Below are 25,466 nucleotides of genomic sequence, written 5' to 3' on the forward strand. Positions count from 1 at the left end.
GCCGCTATTCCCCCGACAGCAACTCGAAACGCCCGCGACCTTCGACTGGCGTCTCGTCGCGCACCTGGGTCGCACTGACCGGCAGGTGAGTGTCGATCTCGACCTGCGCCGAGAAAAATCGCCCCTTGGCCGGCAGGTCCCGGGCCAGCACCACCAGGCTCTGGCCCGGCGCCATCAAGCGACTGGCCGCCGCCTCGGCCGGGCGTTGCGCGGCGGCCAAAGTCACCGCCTGGCCGTCGAGCACGGCGTTACTCAGGCCGACCGTGAAACGTCCCTGTCGATCGAAGCGAAAGGCCTGCGGCCCCGCTGCCGGCCCCTCGAAACGCAGCACCATCGAGGTCGGCCAGGGGCAGGCAATATTCAGGCTCAGCCGGCGGGTGCCGAGGAACAGGTCAGGCTGCCCAGCTACGTGCGACAGGCCGCCCGGGCGCAGCGCACCGAGCTCGATCTGCGACTGACTCAGCGACAGCGTGCAGTCATTGGCGCCGGCCGGGGCTGAAAACAGGACAAGCACGACGCAACTACGCCGTAAAACCGCGCGGACGCGAGCGTTCATAGAGGTCTTCCATAGGGTTGACTCGCCCGGCAAACCGCCGTGGCCGTTTCATAAAGCCGATCACTGTCCGCGGACTCGGACAACTCGACCGGCAGCGTGCAGGCCGTGTGATCCGCCCGCCTGATCGTGAGCCGTTGGCCGGCCTCGACGTTGTTCAGGAAAACCATGCCGCCGCCCACCACCGTGGTCAGGAAAGCCCCGTCCTCACTGAACACCGAGGCGCCCTGGGGCAACGGCTCGGCGCTTTCGTCGGTGACCTTGAGCAGCAGCCGGCGAACCTTCACCACGGTGAAATCCACCCGGTGGAATGAGCCGCGCCCGGCTTCGAGGTTTTTCGTCCCATTGCGCAGGTCGATCCGCCTTGGCAGCGAGCGGGTGTCGACCTCCAGTTGGCTATTGCGGTAGGCCGGCAGGCCGGCAACCACCGCCTGGCCGCTGAAGTCGGTCCAGACCGGGCCCTGGGGCGTGGCGACCCGCGCCCCGGGCAGATCGCCCACCGAGACCACGCCGAAGGTCTCCTGGATCGCGTAGGGCGAGAACGTCAGGCCGCCCTCATGCAGCACAACGCCGCCAGAGAGCTGCCCGCTGTAGCCGGTGCTGACGGGGCTGTGGGTCACCCCCAGGCCGACCTGGGTGTAACGCGGCATCAGGTTCAGGTTGCCACGGGTGATCTGCCGATCGCCCTTGAGGTCCTGCTCCAGCCCCAGGTCATAGCTGAGCGTGTCGTTGACCCGCTCGCGGTAGTCGCCGCCGATATCGAGGCGCTCGCCACGACGATTGAGGTAGCTGCTGATCCGCCGGTCACCGCCCAGCGGCACACTGACCCCCAGCCGCACCCCCAGGCCCGAGTCGATGGCATGGCGGTCGCCGCCCGAACCGAGGTCTGAATCCACGCTGAGGCTCAGGCTGGCATGGCGGTAGCTCTTGTTCCAGGAGCCGTGCAGACGCCGGGACAAGCGCCCGTCGAACATCAGATTGCGCGAGTAACCGAGGCTGAAACCGCCGAGTTGGCTATCCGACCAGCCAAGCGCGGCCGTGTACTGGTGCTTGAAGCGTGAACCGGGATCGTCCTTCAGGCCTGCTTCGCCGACCTGCAGCAGATCGCGATAACCGGTACTGCGCAGCGTGGCGCTGAGGTCCAGATCGACACCCGCCCCCAGCGGGCTGTTCAACGACAGGCTGTTCTGGCTCCCCGCCAGCGAGCTCCGGGTGTCATGGGACAAGCTGTTGCGCAGGCCGACACCGACCTGCTGCCCAAGGCGGCTGTCGAGCGCCCAACCGCTGGAACGGTAGTCATCGCTGCCCAGAAGCCCGGCGCTGAATGACGTGGCCTGGCCCAGTCCCCAGGTGCCGCTGCCGGTGGCGAGCAACGGCGGTTCTTCGCCGCGACCATGACTGCTGCGCAGCCTGCCCAGGGCCAGGTAGTAGCCGGGCTGGAACGCCGCAGCGCCCGGAAAGGACGCGGCGGGCACGACAAAACGACGCTCGCTGCCGGACTGGCCGATCACCCTCACCTCCAGGTCGCTGGTGCCGTTGAGCAGCGGCAAGCCGCCCAGGCTGAAAGGCCCCTGCGGCACCAGGCTGGTATGGATCAGCGCCCCGGACTGGCGGACCTCGACCCGCGATGCATCGAAGGCCATACCCTCGACCCACACACCGCGCCCGGCCTGGCCCCGCTGCGCGCCATCGGGCATGAATTGCACACCGGAAAGCTGGACCCCGGCGAACACCGGCCCGGCACTGTTGATCTGACCGGCCTGGAAGGTCGTCTGCCACGGCAGGAAGTCTCGCTGCGCATAGGCATACAGATGCTCGGTCCGCTCCTGCCCGTCATTGGAGACATGCAACTGGCGGCTGCGGACAATCCAGTCGCCGGCATTGAACCCGGCCTCGGTAGTCGCCGAAAAGAAACGTCCACCGCCCTGGCGCGAGCGCGTATCGAAACCCAGCACATCGTAGTTGAGCAGCCCGGCGGTGCCGCCACGGGCGTAGACACCACTGTCGAGCGCCGGCCCGCGCAGGGCCCGGGTCGGCACCAGCAGGGCAACTTCCTCGCGGTTGGGGCGCAGGATGACCTGGGTTTGCGGGTACTCGCGCAGAAAGGCGTGACAAACCTCCTCGGCGGCCTGCGCGTCAGCGGCGGGCATCTTCAAGCCGGCCTTGTCCAGCAACCCGGAGGTGAAACACAACTGGCCGTCCCGGTCGAAACGCAGTTCCGCCAGCCCCAGGCGATTGCCGTTGAGTTCCAGCGCCACCCGCTGCGTTCCCTCGCGAAAGCGTGGCGCCGAGCGGAAGTAATCGGCCACCTGCGGATCGAGGCCGCGCTCGGAAAGCACGGACAGGTCAAACTCCGCTTCAGCCGCATCCTCCCGTTTCTCGGCCGCGACCGGCTCGCCCAGTCCCAGCAGAGCCGCCACACCGAGCGCCTTCGCCACCCCTGATGCAGGGGCGAACCTACCTGGCTGTCCTGGTTTTCTCATGAGGGCGTCACAACGCCTCGAGCAGAATGGGCGCTTCGTGACGGGCGACGGCAAAACCATAGACCGTCGCCGGCTGCAGCGTGACCGAGGTGGCCGCGGGTTGTGTCGCGTCCGTTTCAACCGCCAGGGTCTCCCCTGGCAGGACATAACCGCGACTCAGCATCACGCTGACCTTGTGCGGATTGAGTTCCAGTTCCGGCGACAGGCGCACCACATAGGGACTGTCATTGCGCACCACCAGTCGGGCCCCGTCCAAATGCCAGGTCAGCTCCTTCCAGGGCGCCGGATGCCGCGCCAGCCCCTTGGGATGCAGGATCAGCGGCAGGTTCTGGCGCAGGCTGATGCCGACGGTGGCGCCGGACCCGCTCTTGCGCTGGGGAATACCTTCGAAGGTGACGCGCTTCAAACGCTGGGTCTTGAGTGGCTGGCCGTTGGCGGTGAGAAACCGGACCAGTTGCGTCTCACCGGCATCGACCCGGGTGACAGGGGGCGTGATCACCACCAACGACTCAGGATCCTCGGGAATGGATTCGATAGCCGAATGCAGCAAGGCCGGACCGCCGTCGGTGTTCTTGATATGGATACTCGCTTCCCCTTCCTCCTCATAGAGAATCACCACCGTGGTTTCCGGTTGCATGCCATCGGCACGGGCGACACTCCAGAACACGCCCAGGAGAAAGAACAGCACACCGGCAAACAAAGACCCGGACCTGGGTATAAGGGGTACAACATTCAAGCGATACGCTCCTTGCGAATACGTTCTTATTGTTCAGTACATATAAAAAAGCGTGCCGGCACATAGGCGTGTGCCGGCCACCCTGTTACTTACATCAGCGCAATTCAGAGATAACGCAGTTCCAGCGTTGCCAAGCCATCCAGATACAGTTCCTGGGTAATATCCAACTCGGAGGTCTTATTGATAACCGGCTGGACTTCCAACCGACCGCTGACCCGTTGTACCGACGCCGGATGAGTGGCGAAGAAGCCGCTCCAGGACATGACGTTCTGATACTGGCCCAAGGCACCGTTGCCACGACTCCAGTTCAAACCGTTATTGGTCGAGACGATGGTGTTGACCAGCGGGAAATCGGCCACGGAATCCGTCACGCGCAGGGCGTAACCGCCGATCCGCTGGCCGACCGCCGTGGTCCCCAGGCCGTAGTTGTAGGCATCGTTATAGCCTGGGCCGAGGGCCGCCTGCAGGATCCCCGGTACCTTGCTGCTGGAGCGGTTGTCGAGCGTCTTCACCCCCACCCGGGTGCCGCCATCGCAATTGACCGTAAACGGCACTCCCCTGGACTGCAGACGCGTGTAGGCATTGGGGCTCAGTTCAGCGGCACGGATTTTCCCAAAATCGACCACGCCGCCATTGTGCAGGCTCAATGTGCAACTGGCCGGAACGATCGTCCCTTTCACCAACAAGTCCGCGGCGTTGGCATTGCCTCCCAGCGCAACCAACAGGGCACCGAGCGCCCATCCGGATACCGACTTCATTTTCCTACTCCCTATTATCAAGTTTTAGCAGATGCCTGTTATTCAGGACTGCGGGATTCAATCCGGGATCACACCCGAAACCGGGCAAGCACTTAGGCCTCCCGAATGCAGTCCGATAAATAATTAACACCCAGGCATGATTGCCGGACGTTAGTTTCCACGCTGGCGCCTGACAAAAAAACCGGAAGTTGCCGCGCGCCGGGTGCGACGGGTAGGCAAACAGTGCCAACTTTAATAAGTATCGGTGTCGTCACAATTCATGACCTGGGTCATCAATGTGAAATATTTATGTAGGAAAATTGAAGTAATAATTTTCCAACCACCCCGCAGCAAGCCCTCCCGGCCGGAAGCTCCTCGGCGTCCTACGTTGGCGTCGGAGCCCGATCGTGGCAGGATGGCGAGGTTACCGACCGAGATCCTTCAACCATGCCGCATTCCCAAGTCACGAATCTGTCCCTGATCGCCGCCATCGATCTGGGCTCCAACAGCTTCCACATGGTCGTGGCCAAGGCCCAGAACGGTGAGATCCGCATTCTGGAGCGCCTCGGCGAGAAGGTTCAGCTGGCGGCGGGTATCGACGAGGAGCGTCAGCTCAGCGAAGAGTCCATCCAGCGCGGGCTCGATTGCCTGAAGCGCTTTGCCCAGCTGATCATCGGCATGCCCCTGGGCGCCGTACGCATCGTCGGCACCAACGCCCTGCGCGAAGCCCGCAACCGTGCTGAATTCATCCGCCGGGCCGAGGAAATCCTCGGCCATCCGGTGGAAGTCATCTCCGGTCGTGAAGAAGCCCGACTGATCTACCTCGGCGTGTCCCACACCCTCGCCGACACCCCGGGCAAGCGCCTGGTGGCCGACATCGGCGGCGGCAGTACCGAATTCATCATCGGCCAGCGCTTCGAGCCGCTGCTGCGCGAAAGCCTGCAAATGGGTTGCGTCAGCTACACCCAGCGCTATTTCCGCGACGGCAAGATCACCCCGGCCCGCTACGCCCAGGCCTATACGGCGGCGCGCCTGGAAATCATGAGCATCGAGTACGCGCTGCACCGCCTGACCTGGGATGAAGCCATCGGCTCGTCCGGCACCATCCGTGCCATCGGCCTGGCCCTCAAGGCGGGCGGCCAGGGCAGTGGCGAGGTGAATGCCGAGGGGCTGGCCTGGCTCAAGCGCAAACTGTTCAAGCTCGGCGATGTCGAGAAAATCGATTTCGAAGGGATCAAGCCCGACCGCCGCGCCATCTTCCCGGCGGGCCTGGCGATTCTCGAAGCGATCTTCGATGCCCTCGACCTGCAACGCATGGACCACTGCGAGGGCGCCCTGCGCGAAGGCGTGCTCTACGACCTGCTGGGCCGTCATCACCACGAAGACGTGCGCGAACGCACCCTCAGCTCGCTGATGGAGCGCTACCACGTCGACCTCGAGCAAGCCGCACGGGTCGAGCGCAAGGCACTGCATGCCTTCGACCAGGTGGCCGAGGCCTGGGAACTGGACGACGGGGTCTGGCGCGAGCTGCTGGGCTGGGCCGCCAAGGTCCATGAAGTGGGCCTGGACATCGCCCACTACCAGTACCACAAGCACGGCGCCTACCTGATCGAGCACTCGGACCTGGCCGGTTTCTCACGGGAAGACCAGCTCATGCTCGCCCTGCTGGTCCGCGGGCACCGGCGCAATATTCCCAAGGACAGGTTCGCCGAGTTCGGCGATGACGATGAAGGCACCAAGCTGATTCGCCTGTGCGTACTGCTGCGCTTCGCAATCCTGTTCCATCACATCCGCGGCACCCAGGAAATGCCGCAGGTCACCTTGCGTGCCGACGGCGATAGCTTGGATGTGGTGTTTCCCAAGGACTGGCTGGAGCAGAACCAGCTGACTCAGGCCGACTTCGCCCAGGAGGCGGAGTGGCTGACCCGAGTCAGCATCGTCCTCAACGTACGCTGAGGACCGGGTTGCTCAGGCGATCGAGCAAGGTCGCCTGGGCACTGCGCGGGTTCTGGTTGCCGGTCGGGGTGTTGCGGATATAGCGACCGTCCGACTGCAGGGTCCAGCTGTGGGTGTTATCGGTGAGATAACTTTCCAGCTCTTTCTTGACCCGCAGGATCAACTTCTTGCCTTCCACCGGGAAGCAGGTCTCGACGCGCTTGTCGAGGTTGCGCTCCATCCAGTCGGCACTGGAGAGGAACATCTGCTCCTCGCCGCCGTTGAGGAAGTAGAACACCCGGGTGTGCTCCAGGAAGCGACCGATGATCGAGCGCACCTGGATATTGTGCGAAACCCCGGCGATGCCCGGACGCAGGCAGCACATGCCGCGCACCACCAGGTCGATCCGCACGCCGCACTGGCTGGCCTTGTACAAGGCGCGGATGATCTTCGGATCGGTCAGCGAGTTGAACTTGGCAATGATGTGCGCCGGCTTGCCGTCGATGGCGAACTGGGTTTCCCGGGCAATCATGTCGAGCATGCCCTTCTTCAGGGTGAACGGCGCGTGCAGCAACTTCTTCATGCGCAACGTCTTGCCCATGCCGATCAACTGGCTGAACAGTTTGCCGACGTCTTCGCACAGGGCGTCGTCGGACGTCAGCAGGCTGTAGTCGGTGTACAGGCGGGCGTTGCCGGCGTGGTAGTTACCGGTCCCCAGGTGCGCGTAACGGACGATCTCGCCGGCCTCGCGGCGCAGGATCAGCATCATCTTGGCGTGGGTCTTGAAGCCGACCACGCCGTAGATCACCACCGCACCGGCCGCTTGCAGGCGGCTGGCCAGTTGCAGGTTGGACTCTTCGTCGAAGCGCGCACGCAATTCGATCACCGCGGTGACTTCCTTGCCGTTGCGCGCGGCGTCCACCAGGGCGTCGACGATTTCCGAGTTGGCCCCGCTGCGGTACAGGGTCTGGCGCACGGCCAGTACATGCGGGTCCTTGGCCGCCTGGCGCAGCAGGTCGACCACTGGGGTGAAGGATTCGAACGGGTGCAGCAAGAGGATGTCCTGCTTGCTGATCACGCTGAAAATGTTCTCGCTGTTCTGCAGCAGTTTCGGGATCTGCGGGGTGAACGGCGTGTATTGCAGCTCCGGATGGCTGTCCAGGCCGGTGATGCTGAACAGCCGCGTCAGGTTCACCGGACCGTTGACCTGGTACAGCTCGGTCTCGTTCAGGTTGAACTGCTTGAGCAGGTAGTCCGACAGGTGTTTCGGGCAGGTGTCGGCCACTTCCAGGCGCACGGCGTCACCGTAGCGCCGGGAGAACAGCTCGCCGCGCAGGGCGCGGGCCAGGTCTTCGACATCCTCGGAGTCCAGCGCCAGGTCGGCGTTACGGGTCAGGCGGAACTGGTAGCAGCCCTTGACCTTCATGCCCTGGAACAGGTCGTCGGCGTGCGCGTGGATCATCGACGACAGGAATACATAGTTATCGCCAGGCCCACCCACGTCTTCGGGTACCTTGATGATCCTCGGCAGCAGGCGCGGCGCCGGGATGATCGCCAGGCCCGAGTCGCGACCGAAGGCGTCGATGCCCTCGAGCTCGACGATGAAGTTCAGGCTCTTGTTCACCAGCAACGGGAACGGGTGCGTCGGGTCGAGGCCGATGGGGGTGATGATCGGCGCGATCTCGTCGCGGAAATAGCGACGGACCCAGGTCTTGAGCTTGGTGGTCCAGTAGCGGCGACGGATAAAGCGCACCTGGTGCTTTTCCAGTTCCGGCAACAGGATGTCGTTGAGGATCGCGTATTGGCGGTCGACCTGCTCGTGCACCAGTTCGCTGATGCGCGCCAGCGCCTGGTGCGGCTGCAAGCCGTCGGCGCCGGCCTGCTCACGGGCGAAGGTGATCTGCTTCTTGAGACCGGCCACGCGAATTTCGAAGAACTCGTCCAGGTTGCTGGAGAAGATCAGCAGGAACTTCAGTCGCTCCAGCAGCGGATAGGACTCATCCAGCGCCTGCTCCAGCACGCGGATGTTGAACTTCAGCTGCGACAGCTCACGGTGGATATACAGGCTGCTGTCATCCAGGCTGGGAATCACCACCGCCGAGGGCACCGCCACATGGGGCGCTTCGGCGACCACGGCTACGGATTCCAGCTCCGGCGGGGCTTCGACGATCTGCTCGATCACCGCTTGAGCGTCTTTTACTTCAACTTCGCTGAGTCCTTCGGTATTCATCGAGTGTTCCTGTGAGGGCTATTTCTGCTCTCGTAGCAGTTGGGCGGCGCGGGCGGCAAAGTAGGTCAGGATGCCATCAGCCCCGGCCCTTTTGAAAGCGGTCAAGGATTCAAGGATGACGCCTTCGCCCAACCAGCCGTTCTGGATGGCCGCCATGTGCATGGCGTACTCACCGCTCACCTGATAGACAAAAGTCGGCACCTTGAATTCATTCTTGACCCGATAAAGGATGTCCAGATACGGCATGCCCGGCTTGACCATGACCATGTCGGCGCCCTCGGCCAGGTCGGCGGCCACTTCATGCAGGGCTTCGTCGCCGTTGGCCGGGTCCATCTGGTAGGACGCCTTGTTCGCCTTGCCCAGGTTCAGGGCGGAGCCGACGGCGTCGCGGAAAGGCCCATAGTAGGCGCTGGCATACTTGGCCGAATAGGCCATGATCCGCACATTGACGTGATCGGCCAGCTCCAGGGCTTCGCGGATCGCCTGGATGCGTCCGTCCATCATATCCGACGGCGCAACCACCTGGGCGCCCGCCTCGGCATGGGACAGCGCCTGCTTGACCAGGGCATCGACGGTGATGTCGTTCTGGACGTAGCCGTGCTCGTCGAGGATGCCGTCCTGCCCATGGGTGGTGAACGGGTCCAGGGCGACGTCGGTAATCACCCCCAGCTCCGGGAAACGGGCGCGCAGGGCGCGGGTGGCACGCTGGGCAATACCTTCCGGGTTCCAGGCCTCGCTGGCGTCCAGCGACTTGAGCTCGGCAGGCGTCACCGGAAACAGCGCCAGCGCCGGAATCCCCAGCTCGACCCACTTCGCCGCTTCTTCGAGCAACAGGTCGATGGTCAGGCGCTCGACACCCGGCATCGACGCCACGGCCTCGCGGCGATTTTCCCCATCCAGCACAAACACCGGCAGGATCAGATCATCGACGGTCAGAACGTTCTCACGCACCAGGCGGCGAGAGAAATCATCACGGCGATTGCGACGCAGGCGGGTGGCAGGAAACAGGCGGTTGGCGGGGGTAAAGCTCACGGCAGACTCCTGAGCCCGCACAAGCGGGCGAGCATGGCAGTTATAGGCGGCCATTATGACGAAGGAATTACAGTTGTGCTTACTCCTGCGACCTGTCGCCGCAGTCGTGGTTCTTGTAGGAAATGTTAACGTCAAGACACATTTGGACACTTTCCTCTCCGTCCCCGAAGCGTTAGGCTGCGCGTTCATTTCGCCAGCATCCAGACAATGCTCCAACAATTTCTGCAGGATTTCGGCTACTTCGCCCTGTTTCTCGGCACGTTTTTCGAAGGCGAGACCATTCTGGTCCTGGCCGGCTTCCTCGCGTTCCGCGGATACATGGACATCAACCTGGTGGTTATCGTGGCGTTCTTCGGCAGCTATGCCGGCGACCAGCTGTGGTATTTCCTGGGGCGCAGGCATGGCCGCAAACTGTTGGCCCGCAAGCCGCGCTGGCAATTGATGGGTGACCGGGCACTGGAGCATATCCGCCGCCATCCGGATATCTGGGTGCTGTCGTTCCGCTTCGTCTACGGCTTGCGCACGGTGATGCCGGTGGCGATCGGCCTGTCGGGCTATCCGCCGGGACGCTATCTGTTGCTCAACGGGATCGGCGCGGCGATCTGGGCGGCGGCCCTGGCCGCGGCCGCCTATCACTTCGGGGCGATCCTCGAAGGCATGCTCGGCAGCGTGAAGAAATACGAGCTGTGGGTGCTCGGCGGCCTGCTGGTGGCCGGCCTGCTGCTCTGGAGCTGGCGCCGCATCAAGAGCGCACGGCTGGCCCGGGCCGAAGCCCGGCAGGCCGAGCCTACGAACCGGCCAGGCGAATGACCCGCGGCTTGCAGCAGTAGTAAAGACCGATCACGCTCAACAGGCTGTAGCTGAACACACCGACCCAGCCCAGCGGGCTGGCCGGCCACAACCCGACCCACGGCGCCCACCAGACCAGCGGCAGGTTGCACGCCAGGCGGACGATCTCCAGGCGCAACGCCCAAGGGCGATTCTCCAGCGCCGCGCCGAGCACGAACAGGCCCAGCACCAGGGTCCCGCCCCCTAGCAGCAGCGCCGCCAAAGGCAAATGCTCGCCGAAGTTCATCAGATAACTGCCCAAGCCGACATAGACCGCGAATTGCAGCACCACGTAGATCTGCTGGCGTACCTCCAGGGGCACCTCGAACTTGCGGAACTGACCCAGGTCCGGCTTGTTCAGCGGGTATCTGGCCGCCACATCGGCCGGACGCCAGCCGGTGCGCATGAACCAGATCCGCAGCTTGTCCCAGTAGCTTTCAGTGCGCCGGGCATCGGCCCATAACTGCGCATAGAACTGCAGGTTGGCCCACAGCGGGTTCCAGCTGGCCAGCGGCGTGGTCACGCCGAAGATCACCGGCTCGCGCTCGTCTTCCTCCTGGAAGGTGCCGAACAGCCGGTCCCAGAGGATGAACACCCCGCCGTAGTTGCGATCCATGTAGAGCGCGTTCTGCGCGTGGTGAGCCCGATGGTTGGACGGCGTGACGAAGAACCACTCGTACCAGCCCAGTTTCGGCACATGCCGGGTGTGGACCCAGAACTGATACAGCAGGTTCAGCGACGCCACGCTGATGAACACCACCAGCGGCACGCCCAGTACGGCCAGCGGCAAATAGAAGATCCAGCTCAACAGAAAGCCGGTGCTGGTCTGGCGCAGGGCCGTGCTGAGGTTGTAGTCCTCGCTCTGGTGATGCACCGAGTGGGCGGCCCAGAGGATGTTGCGTTCGTGCCCCATGCGGTGCAGCCAGTAGTAGCAGAGGTCATAGGCGACAAAGGCGAACACCCAGACCCAGGGCTTTTGCGCGGACAGCTCGAACAACGCCAGGTGCTGCAGCGCAAACGCGTAGGTGAGCAACCCGACACCCTTGGTGAGCAGCCCGGTGGTGGTCGACAGGACGCCCGTGCTCAAGCTGTTGATGGCGTCTGCGACCCGATAGTTGCTCACGCCACGCCAGCGATCGGCCAGCAGCTCGATGACGATCAGTGCAAAGAAAAACGGTACCGCGTAAGGCACGAAGTCCATGGGGCCAACCTTTCAGAGTCGATCCGCAGAGATTAGGGGCTGTCGCGGAAAAATCCGCTGACAATGAACGCCAAACCCGTAGACATTTAACGCCAGAAACAAGGGAACGTCGAACACGGCTCCAGTAGGTCAACGCGATCCCCTGTGGGAGCTGGCTTGCCGGCGATGAGACCCTTGAGCCTTGCGGTGCCCATCCGGACGCCATCGCCAGCAAGCCGGCTCCCACGGTACGGTGCTTCACTGCAAAATATCAGGCCGCCTGGACCCGACGCTTTTCCGCCAACCGACTGCGACCGTACAGCACCCCGATCGCCAGCAATGCCAGCGCCTGGGCGCCCAGCGAATAGGCGTCGGCATGGATCCCCAGCCAGTCGAACTCAAAGAACGCCACCGGCCGCGTGCCGAAGATCCCGGCTTCCTGCAACGCCTTGACCCCGTGTCCGGCAAACACCACGGACAATGCGCACAGCAACCCGGCATTGATCCCGAAGAACAGCGCCAGCGGCAGCTTCGCCGAACCGCGCAGGATCACCCAGGCCAGCCCGATCAGCAGCACCAGCGCGGTGCCGGCACCGGCCAGCACGGCGTTGTGCCCCGCGGGCCCGGCCTGCAGCCAGAGGGTTTCATAGAACAGGACCACTTCGAACAATTCGCGGTACACCGAGAAGAACGCCAGCACCGCGAAACCGAAGCGCCCACCGCCACTGACCAGGCTGCTCTTGATGTAGTCCTGCCAGGCCGCCGCGTGCCGCCGGTCATGCATCCAGACCCCGAGCCAGAGCACCATGACGCTGGCGAACAGCGCCGTGAAGCCCTCCAGCAATTCGCGCTGGGCACCGCTGACGTCGATCAGGTAAGCCGCGGCCGCCCAGGTCAGCAGCCCGGCGAACAGCGCCAGGCCCCAGCCGAGATGCACGCTGCGCACCGCCGACTGCTGGCCGGTATTGCGCAGGAAAGCCAGCACCGCCGCCAGGACCAGGATGGCTTCCAGACCTTCGCGGAGCAGGATCAACAAGCCGGAGATAAAGCTCAGCGACTGGCTCAGGCCATCATTGCCGAGCAAATCGGCCGATTCCTTGAGCTTGCCCTTGGCAACACCCAGGCGCTGCTCGACCTGCTCCATCGGCAAGCCGTCCTGCAACGCTTGTCGATAGGCCATCAGCGACTTTTCGGTGTCCTTGCGCACCGTGGCATTGACGTTGTCCAGGGAGCTTTCCACCAGCTCGAAGCCTTCCAGGTAGGCCGCGACGGAAAGGTCGTAGGCTTGCTCACGATCGCCGGCACGGTAGGCCGCCAGGCTCTTGTCCAGGGTTGTCGCGGTGTAGTCGAGCAATTGCCCCGGACCGCGCTTGACCTGCGGCGGCTGGGCCCGCTGGGCACGGAAGGTGGCGGCGGCGGCCGGCCCCTCGGCGGCCTGTACTTCAGCCGGCGTCGAGCGGGCCAGGTCGGCCAGGTTGTAGGTCTTGCCGCCGTCACCCGCGATCGGGGCGGCACTGAAACCGCTGATGTAGGTCGCCAGGTCCCAGCGTTGACGTTCATCCAACTGGTCGGCAAAGGCCGGCATGTCGGTGCCTTCGACCCCCAGGCCGAGGGTGGTGTAGATCGCGTAGAGGCTCAGCCGATCCAGCCGCGCGGCATCGCGCAGGTTGGCCGGCGGCGGCGTCAGGCCGACACCGGCCGGACCGTCGCCGGCCCCCGCCGCGCCGTGGCACACCGAACAATGTTGGGCGTAGAGCGGCGCGCCACGTGTCGGATCCGGCGTAATGATCGGCGCCTGGCTGACCTCATAGGCCAGCGCCAGCTTCGCCCCCAGTTGCCGGGCCTGACGGGCCACCTCTTCGCCTTCTTCCCGGGCGCTCACCGCCGCCTGCAAACGCTCGATGCCCTGCACCAGCTCAGCCTGCTCCGGCTTGGCCGGCAATGCGCTAACCAGCCCTTGCAGGACCTTGATGAATTCCAGTTGCTCGCGGTACTCGGAATCGTCGACCACCTGTCCCGCTTGCACCGTAGGCGGGTAATCCGCGCCGATGTAGTCCAGCAGGTGCAGGGCCTTGGGCGCGCCCTCCACCGTTTCGGCCAGCAGGTTGAGACTGCAGAGAGCGAACAGCGGCAGCATCAGCCACGCCAGGAAACGAGAGGGAACCGTCATGAAAAAACCTGAATGTAAATGCGAAGTAATACATTGTTCCCTCTCAATGCGTTTCACTCAACCCTGATCGCCCCGAATCCTCAATGTTTTGCTCTGGATCATGTCGCGTGATGGCCATGAGAACGCCACCATGACCACGGTTTTGTGCATAATCCCCGCGCTCGAGTCCCACTGCCGTCAGCCAAGGAAAGGAACGACACGCCATGCCCTCCCGCCGCTTACTCATGCTGCTCTCCTGTGCACTGCTGTTGAGCGCTTGCGGGCTGCTTCACAACTACGACCGGGAACTCCAGGCCACCAACGAGCAGCTGATCTCGGGCAACGTCGATGGCGCGCTGCAGTTGCTGGAGCAACACAACCCCTGGGAGGACAAAGACCTGCTCTATTACCTGGAAAAAGGTGAGCTGCTGCGGGTCAAGGGCGATCTCTCCCGCAGCCAGGACACCTGGCGCGCGGCGGACCAACAGGTGTCCCGGTACGAAGAAGGGACGCAGGTCGTCGCCACCCTGAAGGACCTGGGGCTCGACCAGATCCTCGGCATCGGACTTATCGGCGACAAGTTGCATCGCTACGAGGGCTATGACTACGAAAAGGTCATGCTGACCACGCAAATGGCCCTCAACCAGTTGGCCCGGAACGACTTCGATGGCGCCCGCGTCGATATCAAGAAAAGCCATGAACGCGAAGCGCTCATCGCCACCCGGCGCGACAAGCAATACCTCGCGGTCGAAGACGCAGCCAAGGCCAAAGGCATCAAGCTGCACTACAAGGACTTGCAGGGTTACCCGGTGACGACCCTCGACTCGCCACAGGTCATTGCCCTGAAAAACGGCTACCAGAGTGCGTTCAGCCACTACCTGGCCGGCTTCGTTTATGAAGCCCTGGGCGAACGCGACCTCGCCGCGCCGGGTTACCGCCAGGCCATCGAGCTGCGGCCCAATACGCCGCTGCTGGAAAAAGCCCTGTCCAACCTGGGCAAACCCGCCGACACCTCCCCTGACAGCGATGTGCTGATCATCGTCCAGACCGGGCTGGCCCCGGCACTCATTTCGCTGCGCGTGCCCATCCAGGTGAAAACAGAGGACGGGCAGGTGATCACCGTGAACCAGCCTTTTCCGGTGCTGGTAGCCGACAAGTCGACAACGCCCCTCAAGCAGATCGGCGTGGATGGCAAACAGCAGTCGCTGACCCTGCTCAACAGTACGACCGACATGTCATTGCGCACCCTGCACGACGACATGCCGGCGATCATCAACTTCGCCCTTTCGAGCGTGCGCTTCAATGCCGAACTGCAGGCCCAGGAGAACAAACGCAAGCCGGCCAAGGCTTCGTCGGTTTACCAGGGCTTCATCGGCGACTCCGACACCCGCACCTGGCGCACCCTGCCGGACAACACCCTGGTCGCCCGCCTGCGCCTCAAGCCCGGCGCACATAAATTATTGCTGTCGAATCTGCGAGGCGCGGTACCGGTGAGCGTCAACGTCGAGCATCCCTTCCAGGTGATCAGCCTGCGGGTCATCGGCAACCGGATGTTCCTCCTGCCTGGATGACGCTAAAAAGCCATTACATAGCCAATGGCCATGGCTATAATGCCCTGCCTTCGTTATCGCGATATGGCATTAAAGCTCCTCGTTTCATGAGGGATTGGCAGGGTAGCCGCTTTCCCTCTCAATGGGTCCATCTCAGCCTGACTCGCATCCCCGGCTGATTTTTCATCAGGGAAGATCCCATGGCATCCCGTGCCCTCCTCTCGTTCGCCCTTGGCGCCACGACCTTGCTGTCCGGCTGCTCGATGATGCGCAGCTACGACACCGAACTGGCGCAAACCAACCAGCAACTGGCCTCGGGCAATGTCGATGCGGCGCTGACCCTGCTGGAAAAGAACAACACCGATCCCGACAAGGACCTGCTGTATTTCTTCGAAAAAGGCGAATTGCTGCGCGCCAAGGGCGACCTGGCCGGCAGCCAGAAAGCCTGGGGCAGCGCCGACCAGATGGTTGGCCAGTGGGAAGACGCGGTCAAACTGGACAGCGCCAAATACCTCGCCCAGTTCGGCAGTTTCCTGGTCAACGACAAGGTCCGTCGCTACGAAGGCTATGACTACGAAAAGGTCATGCTGACCACCCAGATGGCGCTGAACCAGCTGGCCCTGAATGATTTCGACGGCGCGCGCATCGCCATCAAGAAAACCCATGAGCGCGAAGCGGTGATCGCCGACCTGCGCGACAAGCAATACCTCAAGAGTGAAACCGAGGCCGGCCAGCAGGGCATCAAGACCCAGTACAAGGACCTCAAGGGCTATCCGGTCGCCAGCCTCGACGCCCCGGAAGTGGTCGGCCTGAAGAACAGCTACCAGAGTGCGTTCAGCCACTACCTGGCCGGGTTCATCTACGAAGCCCTCGGCGAAAAGGACCTCGCGGCGCCCGGCTATCGCCAGGCCGTCGAACTGCGCCCGAACACCCCGCTGCTGGAGCAGGCGCTGGTCAATCTCGACAAGCCCGCCGGCAAGGATGACGACAGCGATATCCTGATCGTCGTGCAGAGCGGCCTGGCGCCGTCCCGGGCCTCCATCAGCATCCCGCTGCCCTTGCCGATCGACCATAATCTCGTCATCACCCCGCTGTCGTTCCCGGTCATCCAGGCCGACACCTCGACGGCGCCCTTCGCCCAGATCGGCGTGGACGGCCAGCCGCAGAACCTCACCGCGCTCAACAGCACCACCGCCATGTCCCGCCGCGCCCTGCGCGACGACATGCCCGGGATCATCCTGCGCACCAGCGTGCGGGCCATCAGCCGCGGCGCCGCACAGGCGAAGCTGAACAAGACCAATCCCCTGGCCGGACTGGCCGTGGGCATCACCTCCGCCGTCCTCGAAGGCGCCGACACCCGTACCTGGCGGACCCTGCCGGACACCACCCAGGTGGTGCGGCTGCGGCTGAAAAAGGGTGAACACCAGGTCACCCTGCCCAACGCCCTCGGCGGTTCGCACGTCGCGTTCACGGTCGACCGGCGCTACCAGGTCATCAGCCTGCGCGCCGTCGGCAACCAGGTGTTCACCAGCGGCGTGGCCACTCACCGGCTGGCGGATGCCGGACCGACCACCGTCGCCAGCCTCAAACAACCTTGAAGAACGGAGTCTCGTGCATGCGTTTCAAACTGACTGCTGCCGTCGCCCTGGCCCTGCTGGCCGGCTGTGCCACCCCGCCGCCACCACCGGCCCCCGGTAGCGCGGCGAGCAAGATCGTCGCCATGGGCGAAATGGAGAACATCGAAGTGGGCGCCATTCGTGTCGCCCGGGAAAACGGCTTCCTGACCGTCAAGGTGCAGCTGAGCAACACCCGCACCAAGAACAAGATGATGTATTACCGCTTTGCCTGGCTGGGCAACGACGGGTTCCCGGTGGCCGACGATGAAACCTGGAAGACCCTGAACCTGTATGGCGCCCAGAGCACCTTCCTGCCGGCCATTGCGCCGACGCCCAAGGCCACCGATTTCCGTCTAGAAGTCAAAACCCCCTGAGTCGACGCCGCCCTCTCGCGTCCTTTTGAAGAGAACACAGCCATGTTTGCACGCCTGTCCCTCCTTGCCGTCGTCGCCCTGCTGGCCAGCGGCTGCGCCAACAACACCTCGCCCGTGCTGGGCGGGAAGAACATCAGCTACGGCGATACCAAGGCCGTGGAACTGGTGACCAACGAGTTCGGTTCCACCGACCTGCAGATGATCGCCGAGTCCATGACCCGCTCCCTGGCCCAGTCCGGCGTCCTGCAAGGCCGTCCGGTGGTGCAGGTCTACGACGTGAAGAACAAGACCAGCGAGTACATCGATACCCGCGAGATCACCACCTCGATCAAGACCCAGCTGATGAAGAGCGGCACCGCCCGTTTCGCCAGCGACAACACCGACATGCAAAGCCAGGTCGATCAGTTGAAGCTGCAGAACCAGAGCGGACTGTACAAGAAAAGCACCGTCAGCAAGACCGGCAACATGATCGCCGCCAAGTACCGCCTGGAAGGTTCGATCAGCTCGATCGTCAAGCGCAGCAGCGACTACAAGGACGTGTTCTACAAGTTCAGCCTGCAGCTGATCGACGTCGAAAGCGGCGTGGCCGATTGGATGGACGAAAAAGAGATCCGCAAAACCACGGAGCGTTGAACAATGCGTGCATGGATTGGCATGATCGGCCTGGTCTGCGCCTTCGGCGTCCAGGCCGCGCCCAAGGTGGCGGTGGCGGACCTGGCGTACCAGGCGAAGGTGGAGCAGTACATCCACAACATCTCCGCGCGGGACAACCACCAGGAGAGTTACTACGGCGCCAGCGGCTCGTCGAGCTATGACGAGTACGAAAGCCGCAGCAGCTATATCGAGCAAGGCGAACTGCGCAAGTTCACCGGCGATATCAAGGGTGAGATCCTGCGTACCGGGATGTTCCAACTGGTCCAGGGCACGCCCTACACCGCCAGCTCCAAGGGTGATGTCTACGACGTCATCAAGCGGATCAAGGGTGGCAGCTTCAAGGGCGCCGACTACGTGCTGTTCGGCACCGTGTCGGACATCGACTTCACCCAGGACATCAACGAGCTGGCCAACACCGACAGCTACTCGGCGGTACTGGGGCTGACCCTGGTGGGCGATTTCAGCCTGATCAACACCCGCACCTACGAGATCACCTCGGCGTTCACCGCCATGGGCGAAGGCCAGGACACCAAGCTGGTCAACAGCCGGGATGTCCATGTCTCGCTGAACCGTCCGCGGGTGGTGCGCGATGTGTCCAAGGCGCTGGGCGAGGATGTGGCGCGGCAGTTGAGCCTGCAGTTGGGTGGGCCGGACATGGGGCCGGGCGCACCGGCACCGCTACGCAACAACCTGCCGCCGGATGAGGCGCCACGGGTTCTGCACTGATTCTTCGGGACCGCGTCATCGTTCATCGTCGGAACGCCGCCCGCAGCAAGCCGGCTCCCACAAGTGTCCGCGTCGATCGCCCTTTTTGTGTACGACACAGCATCTGTGGGAGCCGGCTTGCTGGCGATAGCGTTCGCTCAGGCAACGATGAACTTCAGGTGGTCGCCTTGTGCAAGGTCGCCAGGAACCCCGCCGCGCCGACGAACAAGCCGGCAAAGGTGCGGTTCATCCGACGTTGCTGCTTGGGCGTGCGCAACAGGCGCAGGACCTTGGCCGCCAGGCCCGTGTAACCGGCCATGACGATCATGTCGACGGCGATCATGGTCACGCCGAGGATCAGGTACTGATGCACCAGGGGTGCGTGGGGATCGATGAACTGTGGCAGCACGGCCAGCATGAACACCAGCGCCTTGGGGTTGCTGACGTTCACCAGGAAACCGCGGAACATCAGGGTCAGAGGCTTGCCGACCGGTCGAATCGTCGCCTCATCGGCCATGTTGCTGGGCAAGGCGCGCCATTGCTTGACCGCGAGGTACACCAGGTAGACCACACCGAACCACTTGATGGCATAGAAAGCCGAGGAAGACGCCGCCAGGATCGCGCCGACACCCGCGGCAATCACCGCGATCTGCGCCGCCAGGCCCAGTTGCAGGCCCAAGGCGTTCCAGTAGCCACGCAGGAAGCCGTATTGCAGGCCGCTGGACATCGAGGCGATGGCACCGGCGCCCGGAGACAGGCTGATGACCCAGCACGCCGCAAAAAAGGCCAGCCATGTCTCAAGCAGCATCACGCACCTCGGATAAGAGTTGTAACAAACCTCTAAGCTAATCCGTGGGCGTGAAATTGACTACCGTTTTTTCTCGGTCAGGACAGCGCTTCCAGTTCCGCCTGCATACTTTCCAGCAACTCCAGCGCTTCCATCCAGGCTTCTTCCAGCTCGGACTCGCGCACCTTCAACCTGGCCTGCTCGGCCAGCAGGTCGCGCAACTCGTCCTTGCGCGCCGCCTCGTAGATCGCGCTGTCGCCGAGCCCCGCCTCGATCTTCGCCAGCCGCTCGTGCAGCTTGCCCAACTCGGCTTCGAGCTTGTCGGCCTCGCGTTTGTGCGGAGCCAGTTGCTGACGCAACGCGGCGGCCTGCTGACGCTGGGCCTTCTTGTCGGTCTTGTCCGGATTGACCGGCGTGTTGCTCACCGGGGCGTTGCGCTGGCGATACTCGACCAGCCAGCGGGCATAGTCTTCCAGGTCACCGTCGAACTCTTCGACCTTACCGTCAGCCACCAGGTAGAAATTGTCGGTGGTGCTCTTGAGCAGATGGCGATCGTGAGAGACCACCAGCACCGCGCCGCTGAACTCCTGCAAGGCCATGGTCAGCGCCAGGCGCATCTCCAGGTCCAGGTGGTTGGTCGGTTCGTCGAGCAGCAGCAGGTTCGGCCGCTCCCAGGCGATCAAGGCCAGCGCCAGGCGGGCTTTTTCGCCGCCGGAGAAGTTCAGTACCGGCTCGTCGATGCGCGCGCCGCGGAAGTCGAAACCGCCGAGGAAGTCGCGCAGGGTCTGTTCGCGCTCGGTCGGTGCCAGGCGTTGCAGGTGCAGCAGCGGGCTGGCCTTGGCGTCCAGCGAGTCGAGCTGGTGCTGGGCAAAGTAGCCGACCACGGTGTTTTCCCCGCGGGTCATCCGTCCCGCCAGCGGCGACAGCTCGCCCGCGAGGTTCTTGATCAACGTCGACTTGCCCGCGCCGTTGGGCCCGAGCAGGCCGATCCGCGCACCCGGGGTCAGTTGCAGCTTGACCTTCTCCAGGATGGTCTTTTCACCATAGCCCAGGCGCGCATCGGACAGATCGAGCAAGGGGCTGGAAATCTTCTGCGACTCGCGGAAGGTGAAGTCGAACGGCGAATCGACGTGGGCGGCGGACAGCTCTTCCATCCGCTCCAGGGCCTTGATCCGGCTCTGGGCCTGGCGGGCCTTGGTGGCCTGGGCCTTGAAGCGGGCGATGTAGCTTTCCATGTGCGCACGCTGCGCCTGCTGCTTCTCGTAGGCCTGTTGCTGCTGGGCCAGACGCTCGGCACGGGCACGCTCGAACGCGGTGTAGCCACCGCGATAGAGGGTGATCTTGCGCTGATCGACATGGGCCACGTGATCGACCACCTCATCGAGGAAGTCACGGTCGTGGGAGATCAGCAGCAAGGTGCCGGGGTAGCTCTTGAGCCAGTCTTCCAGCCAGATGATCGCGTCGAGGTCCAAGTGGTTGGTCGGTTCGTCGAGCAGCAACAGGTCCGACGGGCACATCAGCGCCTGCGCCAGGTTCAGACGCATCCGCCAGCCACCGGAGAAATCCCCGACCTGACGATCCATCTGTTCGTTCGTGAAGCCGAGACCGGCCAGCAGCTTGCGCGCACGGGCATCGGCGGTGTAGCCGTCGGCGCTGTCGAGCTCCGCGTGCAGACGGGCCAGGGCGGCGCCATCGTGGGCTGCCTCGGCGGCCGCCAGGTCGCGTTGCACCTGGCGCAGGCGCACGTCGCCATCGAGCACGTAGTCGACCGCCAGGCGTTCGAGGGTATCGACCTCCTGGCGCATGTGGGCGATACGCCAATCGGCCGGCAGGAAGCAGTCACCCGAGTCCGGGTGCAGCTCGCCCCGCAGCAGGGCGAACAGGCTGGATTTGCCGGCGCCGTTGGCACCGATCAGGCCGGCCTTGTGGCCGGCGTGCAGGGTCAGCTCGGCGTCTTCTAGCAGACGTTGCGGGCCACGCTGTAAAGTCAGGTTCTGAAGTCGAATCATAATGGCGGCGGAGTCTACCAGCTTCCCTCGCAACTGGCGCGGATCTCACCATGCATGCTGACCTGTGGACGTTTTCCCTGAACACCTACGCCAAACCCGGCGTCGAAGACGCCTGCCTGGCGCTACAGGCGCAGGGGGCGAATGTCTGCCTGTTGCTCTGCGCGGCCTGGCTAGGCCGGCGCGGGGTGCGCTGCGAGGCCGAACGCTCACGACAGTTGCAGGCACTCGCCGAGCCCTGGCACGAACAGGTGGTGCAGCCACTACGGCAGTTGCGCCTGCAATGGCGCACGGCGGCGTCACAGGACGTCGGGTTGAAAGTTCTGCGGGATCAGGTCAAGGCGCTGGAACTGGCCGCCGAGCAACAGCTGTTGCAGCGACTGGAAGCGCTGGGGCGGGATTGGCCGGAGGTGGGCGCAGAAGATCTGGACCCGTGGCTGGAGGCTGTCACCGCCCAGGTCGCGGGCCTGAATCGCGACGCGCTGCGGCAGCTGCGCGTCGCGGTGAGCCAGGCTTAGGAAGCGCTGGTAGGTGTCGCGGCAGGCGCCGCTGGAGCTGGAGCAGTCGGAGCGGTTGGCGCGACGCTGGCTGGCGCGACCGCTGCAGGCTCTGCCGGCTTCACGGCTACCGCCGGTTTGGCTGCGGTCACTGCGGGCTTTGCGGCTGGCTTGGTGGCTGCCGGCTTTGCAACGGCAGGCTTTGCAGCTGGCTTGGCGGCAACAGTTTTCGCAGCTGGCTTGGCAGCGGCCGGTTTGGCAGCAGCTCTTGCGGCTGGCTTGGCGGCAGCCGGTTTAGCAGCAACAGCTTTTGCAGCCGGCTTGGCGGCGGCCGGTTTGGCAGCCGCCGCTCTTGCAGCTGGCTTGGCCGCAGCCGGTTTAGCAGCAACAGCTTTTGCAGCTGGCTTGGTGGCGGCAGGTTTCGCAGCCGCCGCTCTTGCAGCTGGTTTGGCGGCAGCAGGTTTCGCAGCGGCAGCTTTTGCAGCTGGCTTGGCAGCAGCAGGTTTGGCAGCGGCAGCTTTTGCAGCTGGCTTGGCGGCAGCCGGTTTGGCAGCAGCAGCTCTTGCAGCTGGCTTGGCGGCAGCAGGTTTGGCAGCAGCAGCTCTTGCAGCCGGCTTGGCGGCAGCAGGTTTCGCAGCAGCGGCTTTTGCAGCTGGCTTGGCGGCAGCCGGTTTAGCAGCGGCAGCTTTTGCGGCTGGCTTCGCGACAGCCACAACAGGCTTGGCGGCGCGGGTCGACAGAGCCTTGGTGACCGCCTCTTTCACACGCCCCACACCCTGGGCCAGTTTCAGGCTTTCCTGGGCATCGCGCTTGAGTTGCAGGATGTAGCCACGGGTTTCGGACTGGCTGGTTTTCAGCTTGTCCAGCAACGCTTCGAGCTCACCGACCGCGCTCTTGGCCTTGGCTTGTGCCTTGGCTTTTCCGGCAGTCGCCGAGTCCTGCAATTTGGTGCGCGCCTTGTGCAGTTTCTCCTGGGCTTTACCGCGTTGCTTCTCCAGTTTGGCGAGCAGTTTTTCAGCATCAGCCAAGGCTTGGGTGCAAGCCGTTTCCAGATGTTCGAGCAGGCTGCCCGACAACTGTTGGAGCAAGTGCAATGGAGTATTTACAGGCTTCTTGGTGGCCGACATGGTGTACCTCCTGGCTGACGTGAATGCGGCCATACTAGCCCTCTGGGAGTACCGCCGCTAGGGCATGTTGACAGTATCGAATGGCCCGGGTTGCATGCGCTGAAAAATGCTTCTTCAACAACCCACCCGGAGCACTGGCATAATCCCCTGCACCTGAGGTCGGAGAGTACTTATGCCGCGTTATTTTCTGCTGTCACTGTGTGTATTCTGGTCGCTTGCGCAGGCCGCGCCAGAGGCCAAGAACGACGACGCTCATGACCTCGCCTACAGCCTCGGCGCCAGCCTCGGCGAGCGTCTGCGCCAGGACGTTCCGGACCTGCAGATCAAGGCCTTGCTCGACGGTTTGCAACAGGCCTACCAAGGCAAGCCACTGGCCTTGAAGGAGGAACGCATTCAGCAGATTCTCGCCGCTCATGATGCCCAGGTCGCTCAGGACGCTTCCAAACCACAGAGCGAAATTGCGCTGGAAGCCGAACGAAAGTTCCTCGATGAAGAAAAGGCCAAGCCCGGCGTCCACGAATTGGCCGACGGCATCCTGATGACGGAACTGACCCCCGGCAGCGGAGAGAAAGTCGCGGCCAACGGCAAGGTCCAGGTGCGTTACGTCGGACGCCTGCCCAACGGCACGGTGTTCGACCAGAACAGACAGCCGCAGTGGTTCCGCCTGGACAGTGTGATCAATGGTTGGCGCAGTGCCTTGCCACAGATGCCCGTCGGTGCGAAATGGCGCCTGGTGCTGCCCTCGGCACAGGCTTATGGCGCAGACGGTGCCGGCGACCTGATCGCGCCCTACACACCGCTGGTGTTCGAGATCGAGCTGCTCGGCGTTGCCGGCTGAGCGCCGACGCCATAACGAAAAACGGTGCGCCCGTGCGCACCGTTTTCATGACTGACCAACCGGCATCAGGCCTGGGCTTCAGCCTTCTCCTTGTGGGCCGTATGCAGCACTTCGATCAGGCAGTCTTCCAGCTCGAAGCGCTCGTGAAGCAGGCCGCCCAGCTCCTGGAATTTATGCGCCACGCACTCGCCTTCGTCGCACAGGTCGTTGAAGGCCAGCAGCTTCTCGGTAATGACATCGATACGCGGGTAGATCGTCTCGGCCAGTTCCAGCCCGCGCTGGTCGCCAAAGGCCTTGGCCTCGCCGGTCAACTGTTCGTAGATCTCGAAGTGGCCGGCCGACACATAGTCAACCAGCAGACCGCAGAATTCCTGCAAGGGCTTGGGATTCTGCGCCAGGGCACCCGGCTCGGCACCGAGGCCGTCGTAGGCCTTCACGAGCTCGTGACGCTCCTTCAGCCAGCGATCGATCAGCAGATGAACTCCACCCCAGCGTTCCTGAGCATTTCGACAACTTTCGAGCATGGTGATCTCTTCCCTTCTGGGTCATGCCGACCGACACCCCGAGCACCTCGGGGCTCCTGACTTGGCCAAACAGAACACGCTAATTGCGATAAGGCGATGCGGGCCAGATTATGCCCGCTCGACAGCCGCTTCAAGGTACGCAGGAGAGAAAGTTCATACAAGTGTTTAATCCAGGGCACGACCGCCGGTTACTTCTGCCCGCCCGCCGCCGAATCCGGCCCCACCAGTTGATAGATCATCAGCAGGCTCATGCCGACAAACGCCAGCAGGCTCCACTCGGGAATACTCAGGTCGAAGAGGGTCCACTGGATCTGCGCGCATTCGGCGGTGGCCCGAAACATCAGCTTGAACGCCTCGAGGGGTGGCACCTGCCGGATCAGGCATTGCAGGTCGGGCTGGCAGATCATCAACTGCTCGGCCGGCACCCGCTGCAGCAACACCTGCCGCGCCGCCGTGGCGGCACCGGCCAGGGCCAGCAGCAGGCCAAGGCCGCCATAGATCCAGCGCCCGATGCGCCCCGGACCGTGCAGCATCGCCACCAGGCTGACCAGGCAGAACCCCGCGAGAAAAAAACGCTGCGCGATGCACAGCGAGCAAGGCTCCAGCCCGGTCACCCGCTCCAGGTACAGCGACGCCCCCATGACCAGGGCACCTGTCAACAAGGCCAGGGAGAACAGAGAACGTGAGCGGGCCAAGAACATGGCTTATCCGTAACAGGAGAGACAGGCAGTTACGGTAGAGGAAAGCCCTTGACCCTTTCAAGACGAGTCAGAGCAGACAATTCCTTAAGCCTGTAAGGAATTACCGACGGACATCCTATGAAACCATTAAGTAAACAGTAGGAATCCGACTTCATTGCGGAAAGGGAAGCATCCCGCCACACAAAAACGGGATGCCGGAAGTGGCACCCCGTCTCCCGGGAACT

Annotated in this window: 22 protein-coding genes; 9 read left to right on the forward strand and 13 right to left on the reverse strand. The window is 63.5% G+C overall.

Features of this window, described 5'->3' with window-relative positions; all coding sequences use genetic code 11:
- Window positions 1–4: 4 nt before the first annotated feature.
- The 4 genes from UCMB321_RS26350 to UCMB321_RS26365 form a co-directional block, all read right to left on the reverse strand.
- A complete protein-coding gene (locus tag UCMB321_RS26350; protein ID WP_040071626.1) occupies window positions 5–556 on the reverse strand; it encodes a DUF1120 domain-containing protein in 552 nt (183 codons plus the stop codon).
- The gene (locus UCMB321_RS26355) at window positions 553–2,973 is read right to left on the reverse strand and encodes a fimbria/pilus outer membrane usher protein (RefSeq protein WP_245220852.1); all 2,421 of its coding nucleotides are present in this window, start codon (window positions 2,971–2,973) and stop codon (window positions 553–555) included. Before UCMB321_RS26355 ends, UCMB321_RS26350 begins: the two co-directional genes overlap by 4 nt.
- 70 nt (window positions 2,974–3,043) lie before the next feature.
- Window positions 3,044–3,724 carry a fimbria/pilus chaperone family protein gene (locus UCMB321_RS26360; protein WP_280806665.1) on the reverse strand — a complete coding sequence of 227 codons (681 nt, stop codon included), beginning with the start codon at window positions 3,722–3,724 and terminating at the stop codon, window positions 3,044–3,046.
- Between the two features lie 152 nt (window positions 3,725–3,876).
- Window positions 3,877–4,530, reverse strand: a complete 654-nt coding sequence (locus tag UCMB321_RS26365; RefSeq protein ID WP_040071629.1) for a DUF1120 domain-containing protein — start codon at window positions 4,528–4,530, stop codon at window positions 3,877–3,879.
- A 426-nt stretch (window positions 4,531–4,956) separates the two neighbouring features.
- Here UCMB321_RS26365 and ppx point away from each other — a divergent pair, with 426 nt between their 5' ends.
- Window positions 4,957–6,465, forward strand: coding sequence for an exopolyphosphatase (gene ppx / locus UCMB321_RS26370; protein ID WP_040071630.1), 1,509 nt, complete (start codon window positions 4,957–4,959; stop codon window positions 6,463–6,465).
- Here the strand turns inward: ppx and ppk1 are convergent.
- Entirely contained in the window at window positions 6,452–8,674 is a 2,223-nt protein-coding gene (gene ppk1 / locus UCMB321_RS26375; RefSeq protein WP_040071631.1) for a polyphosphate kinase 1, read from the reverse strand. The genes ppx and ppk1 overlap by 14 nt on opposite strands.
- Before the next feature lie 18 nt (window positions 8,675–8,692).
- Window positions 8,693–9,706 (reverse strand): porphobilinogen synthase, encoded by a 1,014-nt coding sequence (gene hemB, locus UCMB321_RS26380; RefSeq protein ID WP_040071632.1) that lies wholly within the window; start codon window positions 9,704–9,706, stop codon window positions 8,693–8,695.
- A 207-nt stretch (window positions 9,707–9,913) separates the two neighbouring features.
- On the opposite strand from hemB, the gene UCMB321_RS26385 reads away from it, so the two are divergent.
- Window positions 9,914–10,516, forward strand: coding sequence for a DedA family protein (locus tag UCMB321_RS26385; protein WP_040071633.1), 603 nt, complete (start codon window positions 9,914–9,916; stop codon window positions 10,514–10,516).
- On the opposite strand, the gene UCMB321_RS26390 is transcribed toward UCMB321_RS26385, so the two are convergent.
- Complete coding sequence (locus UCMB321_RS26390; protein ID WP_040071634.1) at window positions 10,494–11,735, reverse strand: sterol desaturase family protein; 1,242 nt, start codon at window positions 11,733–11,735, stop codon at window positions 10,494–10,496. The two genes, UCMB321_RS26385 and UCMB321_RS26390, sit on opposite strands and share 23 nt — an antisense overlap.
- Before the next feature lie 250 nt (window positions 11,736–11,985).
- Complete coding sequence (locus tag UCMB321_RS26395; RefSeq protein ID WP_040071635.1) at window positions 11,986–13,884, reverse strand: FTR1 family protein; 1,899 nt, start codon at window positions 13,882–13,884, stop codon at window positions 11,986–11,988.
- 203 nt (window positions 13,885–14,087) lie between these two features.
- On the opposite strand from UCMB321_RS26395, the gene UCMB321_RS26400 reads away from it, so the two are divergent.
- The 5 genes from UCMB321_RS26400 to UCMB321_RS26420 all read left to right on the forward strand — a co-directional run bounded on the left by UCMB321_RS26400 (window position 14,088) and on the right by UCMB321_RS26420 (window position 18,783).
- Complete coding sequence (locus tag UCMB321_RS26400) at window positions 14,088–15,434, forward strand: COG3014 family protein (RefSeq protein ID WP_040071636.1); 1,347 nt, start codon at window positions 14,088–14,090, stop codon at window positions 15,432–15,434.
- 179 nt (window positions 15,435–15,613) lie between these two features.
- Window positions 15,614–17,011, forward strand: coding sequence for a COG3014 family protein (locus UCMB321_RS26405; RefSeq protein ID WP_040071637.1), 1,398 nt, complete (start codon window positions 15,614–15,616; stop codon window positions 17,009–17,011).
- 17 nt (window positions 17,012–17,028) lie between these two features.
- Window positions 17,029–17,403, forward strand: a complete 375-nt coding sequence (locus tag UCMB321_RS26410) for a YcfL family putative periplasmic lipoprotein (protein ID WP_040071638.1) — start codon at window positions 17,029–17,031, stop codon at window positions 17,401–17,403.
- Between the two features lie 42 nt (window positions 17,404–17,445).
- A complete protein-coding gene (gene lpoB, locus UCMB321_RS26415) occupies window positions 17,446–18,036 on the forward strand; it encodes a penicillin-binding protein activator LpoB (RefSeq protein ID WP_040071639.1) in 591 nt (196 codons plus the stop codon).
- A gap of 3 nt (window positions 18,037–18,039) precedes the next feature.
- On the forward strand, window positions 18,040–18,783 hold the full coding sequence (locus UCMB321_RS26420) for a hypothetical protein (protein ID WP_040071640.1): 744 nt from the start codon (window positions 18,040–18,042) through the stop codon (window positions 18,781–18,783).
- A gap of 154 nt (window positions 18,784–18,937) precedes the next feature.
- Here UCMB321_RS26420 and UCMB321_RS26425 read toward each other — a convergent pair whose 3' ends face one another.
- Together UCMB321_RS26425 and UCMB321_RS26430 are read right to left on the reverse strand one after the other, a co-directional pair.
- A complete protein-coding gene (locus UCMB321_RS26425) occupies window positions 18,938–19,570 on the reverse strand; it encodes a LysE family transporter (protein ID WP_040071641.1) in 633 nt (210 codons plus the stop codon).
- A gap of 77 nt (window positions 19,571–19,647) precedes the next feature.
- The gene (locus tag UCMB321_RS26430) at window positions 19,648–21,558 is read right to left on the reverse strand and encodes an ATP-binding cassette domain-containing protein (protein WP_040071642.1); all 1,911 of its coding nucleotides are present in this window, start codon (window positions 21,556–21,558) and stop codon (window positions 19,648–19,650) included.
- A gap of 50 nt (window positions 21,559–21,608) precedes the next feature.
- Here UCMB321_RS26430 and UCMB321_RS26435 point away from each other — a divergent pair, with 50 nt between their 5' ends.
- Window positions 21,609–22,073 carry a TIGR02444 family protein gene (locus tag UCMB321_RS26435; RefSeq protein WP_040071643.1) on the forward strand — a complete coding sequence of 155 codons (465 nt, stop codon included), beginning with the start codon at window positions 21,609–21,611 and terminating at the stop codon, window positions 22,071–22,073.
- On the opposite strand, the gene UCMB321_RS30385 is transcribed toward UCMB321_RS26435, so the two are convergent.
- Complete coding sequence (locus UCMB321_RS30385; protein ID WP_084615161.1) at window positions 22,070–23,179, reverse strand: AlgP family protein; 1,110 nt, start codon at window positions 23,177–23,179, stop codon at window positions 22,070–22,072. The two genes, UCMB321_RS26435 and UCMB321_RS30385, sit on opposite strands and share 4 nt — an antisense overlap.
- A gap of 172 nt (window positions 23,180–23,351) precedes the next feature.
- Between UCMB321_RS30385 and UCMB321_RS26450 the strand changes: the two genes are divergently transcribed.
- The gene (locus tag UCMB321_RS26450; protein ID WP_040071644.1) at window positions 23,352–24,017 is read left to right on the forward strand and encodes an FKBP-type peptidyl-prolyl cis-trans isomerase; all 666 of its coding nucleotides are present in this window, start codon (window positions 23,352–23,354) and stop codon (window positions 24,015–24,017) included.
- Window positions 24,018–24,082: 65 nt separating this feature from the next.
- Here UCMB321_RS26450 and UCMB321_RS26455 read toward each other — a convergent pair whose 3' ends face one another.
- Complete coding sequence (locus tag UCMB321_RS26455) at window positions 24,083–24,541, reverse strand: Rsd/AlgQ family anti-sigma factor (RefSeq protein ID WP_040071645.1); 459 nt, start codon at window positions 24,539–24,541, stop codon at window positions 24,083–24,085.
- Window positions 24,542–24,729: 188 nt separating this feature from the next.
- Window positions 24,730–25,242, reverse strand: a complete 513-nt coding sequence (locus tag UCMB321_RS26460; RefSeq protein ID WP_040071646.1) for a disulfide bond formation protein B — start codon at window positions 25,240–25,242, stop codon at window positions 24,730–24,732.
- Window positions 25,243–25,466: the final 224 nt, after the last annotated feature.

The organism is Pseudomonas batumici (genome assembly GCF_000820515.1).
GTDB lineage: Bacteria > Pseudomonadota > Gammaproteobacteria > Pseudomonadales > Pseudomonadaceae > Aquipseudomonas > Aquipseudomonas batumici.

Bases quoted from the DNA above. Each gene is read 5' to 3' on its own strand.
- UCMB321_RS26350 (WP_040071626.1), bottom strand. From the start codon at position 556: ATGAACGCTCGCGTCCGCGCGGTTTTACGGCGTAGTTGCGTCGTGCTT.
- UCMB321_RS26365 (WP_040071629.1), bottom strand. From the start codon at position 4,530: ATGAAGTCGGTATCCGGATGGGCGCTCGGTGCCCTGTTGGTTGCGCTG.
- ppx (WP_040071630.1), top strand. From the start codon at position 4,957: ATGCCGCATTCCCAAGTCACGAATCTGTCCCTGATCGCCGCCATCGAT.
- ppk1 (WP_040071631.1), bottom strand. From the start codon at position 8,674: ATGAATACCGAAGGACTCAGCGAAGTTGAAGTAAAAGACGCTCAAGCG.
- UCMB321_RS26385 (WP_040071633.1), top strand. From the start codon at position 9,914: ATGCTCCAACAATTTCTGCAGGATTTCGGCTACTTCGCCCTGTTTCTC.
- UCMB321_RS26390 (WP_040071634.1), bottom strand. From the start codon at position 11,735: ATGGACTTCGTGCCTTACGCGGTACCGTTTTTCTTTGCACTGATCGTC.
- UCMB321_RS26395 (WP_040071635.1), bottom strand. From the start codon at position 13,884: ATGACGGTTCCCTCTCGTTTCCTGGCGTGGCTGATGCTGCCGCTGTTC.
- UCMB321_RS26400 (WP_040071636.1), top strand. From the start codon at position 14,088: ATGCCCTCCCGCCGCTTACTCATGCTGCTCTCCTGTGCACTGCTGTTG.
- UCMB321_RS26405 (WP_040071637.1), top strand. From the start codon at position 15,614: ATGGCATCCCGTGCCCTCCTCTCGTTCGCCCTTGGCGCCACGACCTTG.
- UCMB321_RS26410 (WP_040071638.1), top strand. From the start codon at position 17,029: ATGCGTTTCAAACTGACTGCTGCCGTCGCCCTGGCCCTGCTGGCCGGC.
- lpoB (WP_040071639.1), top strand. From the start codon at position 17,446: ATGTTTGCACGCCTGTCCCTCCTTGCCGTCGTCGCCCTGCTGGCCAGC.
- UCMB321_RS26420 (WP_040071640.1), top strand. From the start codon at position 18,040: ATGCGTGCATGGATTGGCATGATCGGCCTGGTCTGCGCCTTCGGCGTC.
- UCMB321_RS26425 (WP_040071641.1), bottom strand. From the start codon at position 19,570: ATGCTGCTTGAGACATGGCTGGCCTTTTTTGCGGCGTGCTGGGTCATC.
- UCMB321_RS26430 (WP_040071642.1), bottom strand. From the start codon at position 21,558: ATGATTCGACTTCAGAACCTGACTTTACAGCGTGGCCCGCAACGTCTG.
- UCMB321_RS26435 (WP_040071643.1), top strand. From the start codon at position 21,609: ATGCATGCTGACCTGTGGACGTTTTCCCTGAACACCTACGCCAAACCC.
- UCMB321_RS30385 (WP_084615161.1), bottom strand. From the start codon at position 23,179: ATGTCGGCCACCAAGAAGCCTGTAAATACTCCATTGCACTTGCTCCAA.
- UCMB321_RS26450 (WP_040071644.1), top strand. From the start codon at position 23,352: ATGCCGCGTTATTTTCTGCTGTCACTGTGTGTATTCTGGTCGCTTGCG.
- UCMB321_RS26455 (WP_040071645.1), bottom strand. From the start codon at position 24,541: ATGCTCGAAAGTTGTCGAAATGCTCAGGAACGCTGGGGTGGAGTTCAT.
- UCMB321_RS26460 (WP_040071646.1), bottom strand. From the start codon at position 25,242: ATGTTCTTGGCCCGCTCACGTTCTCTGTTCTCCCTGGCCTTGTTGACA.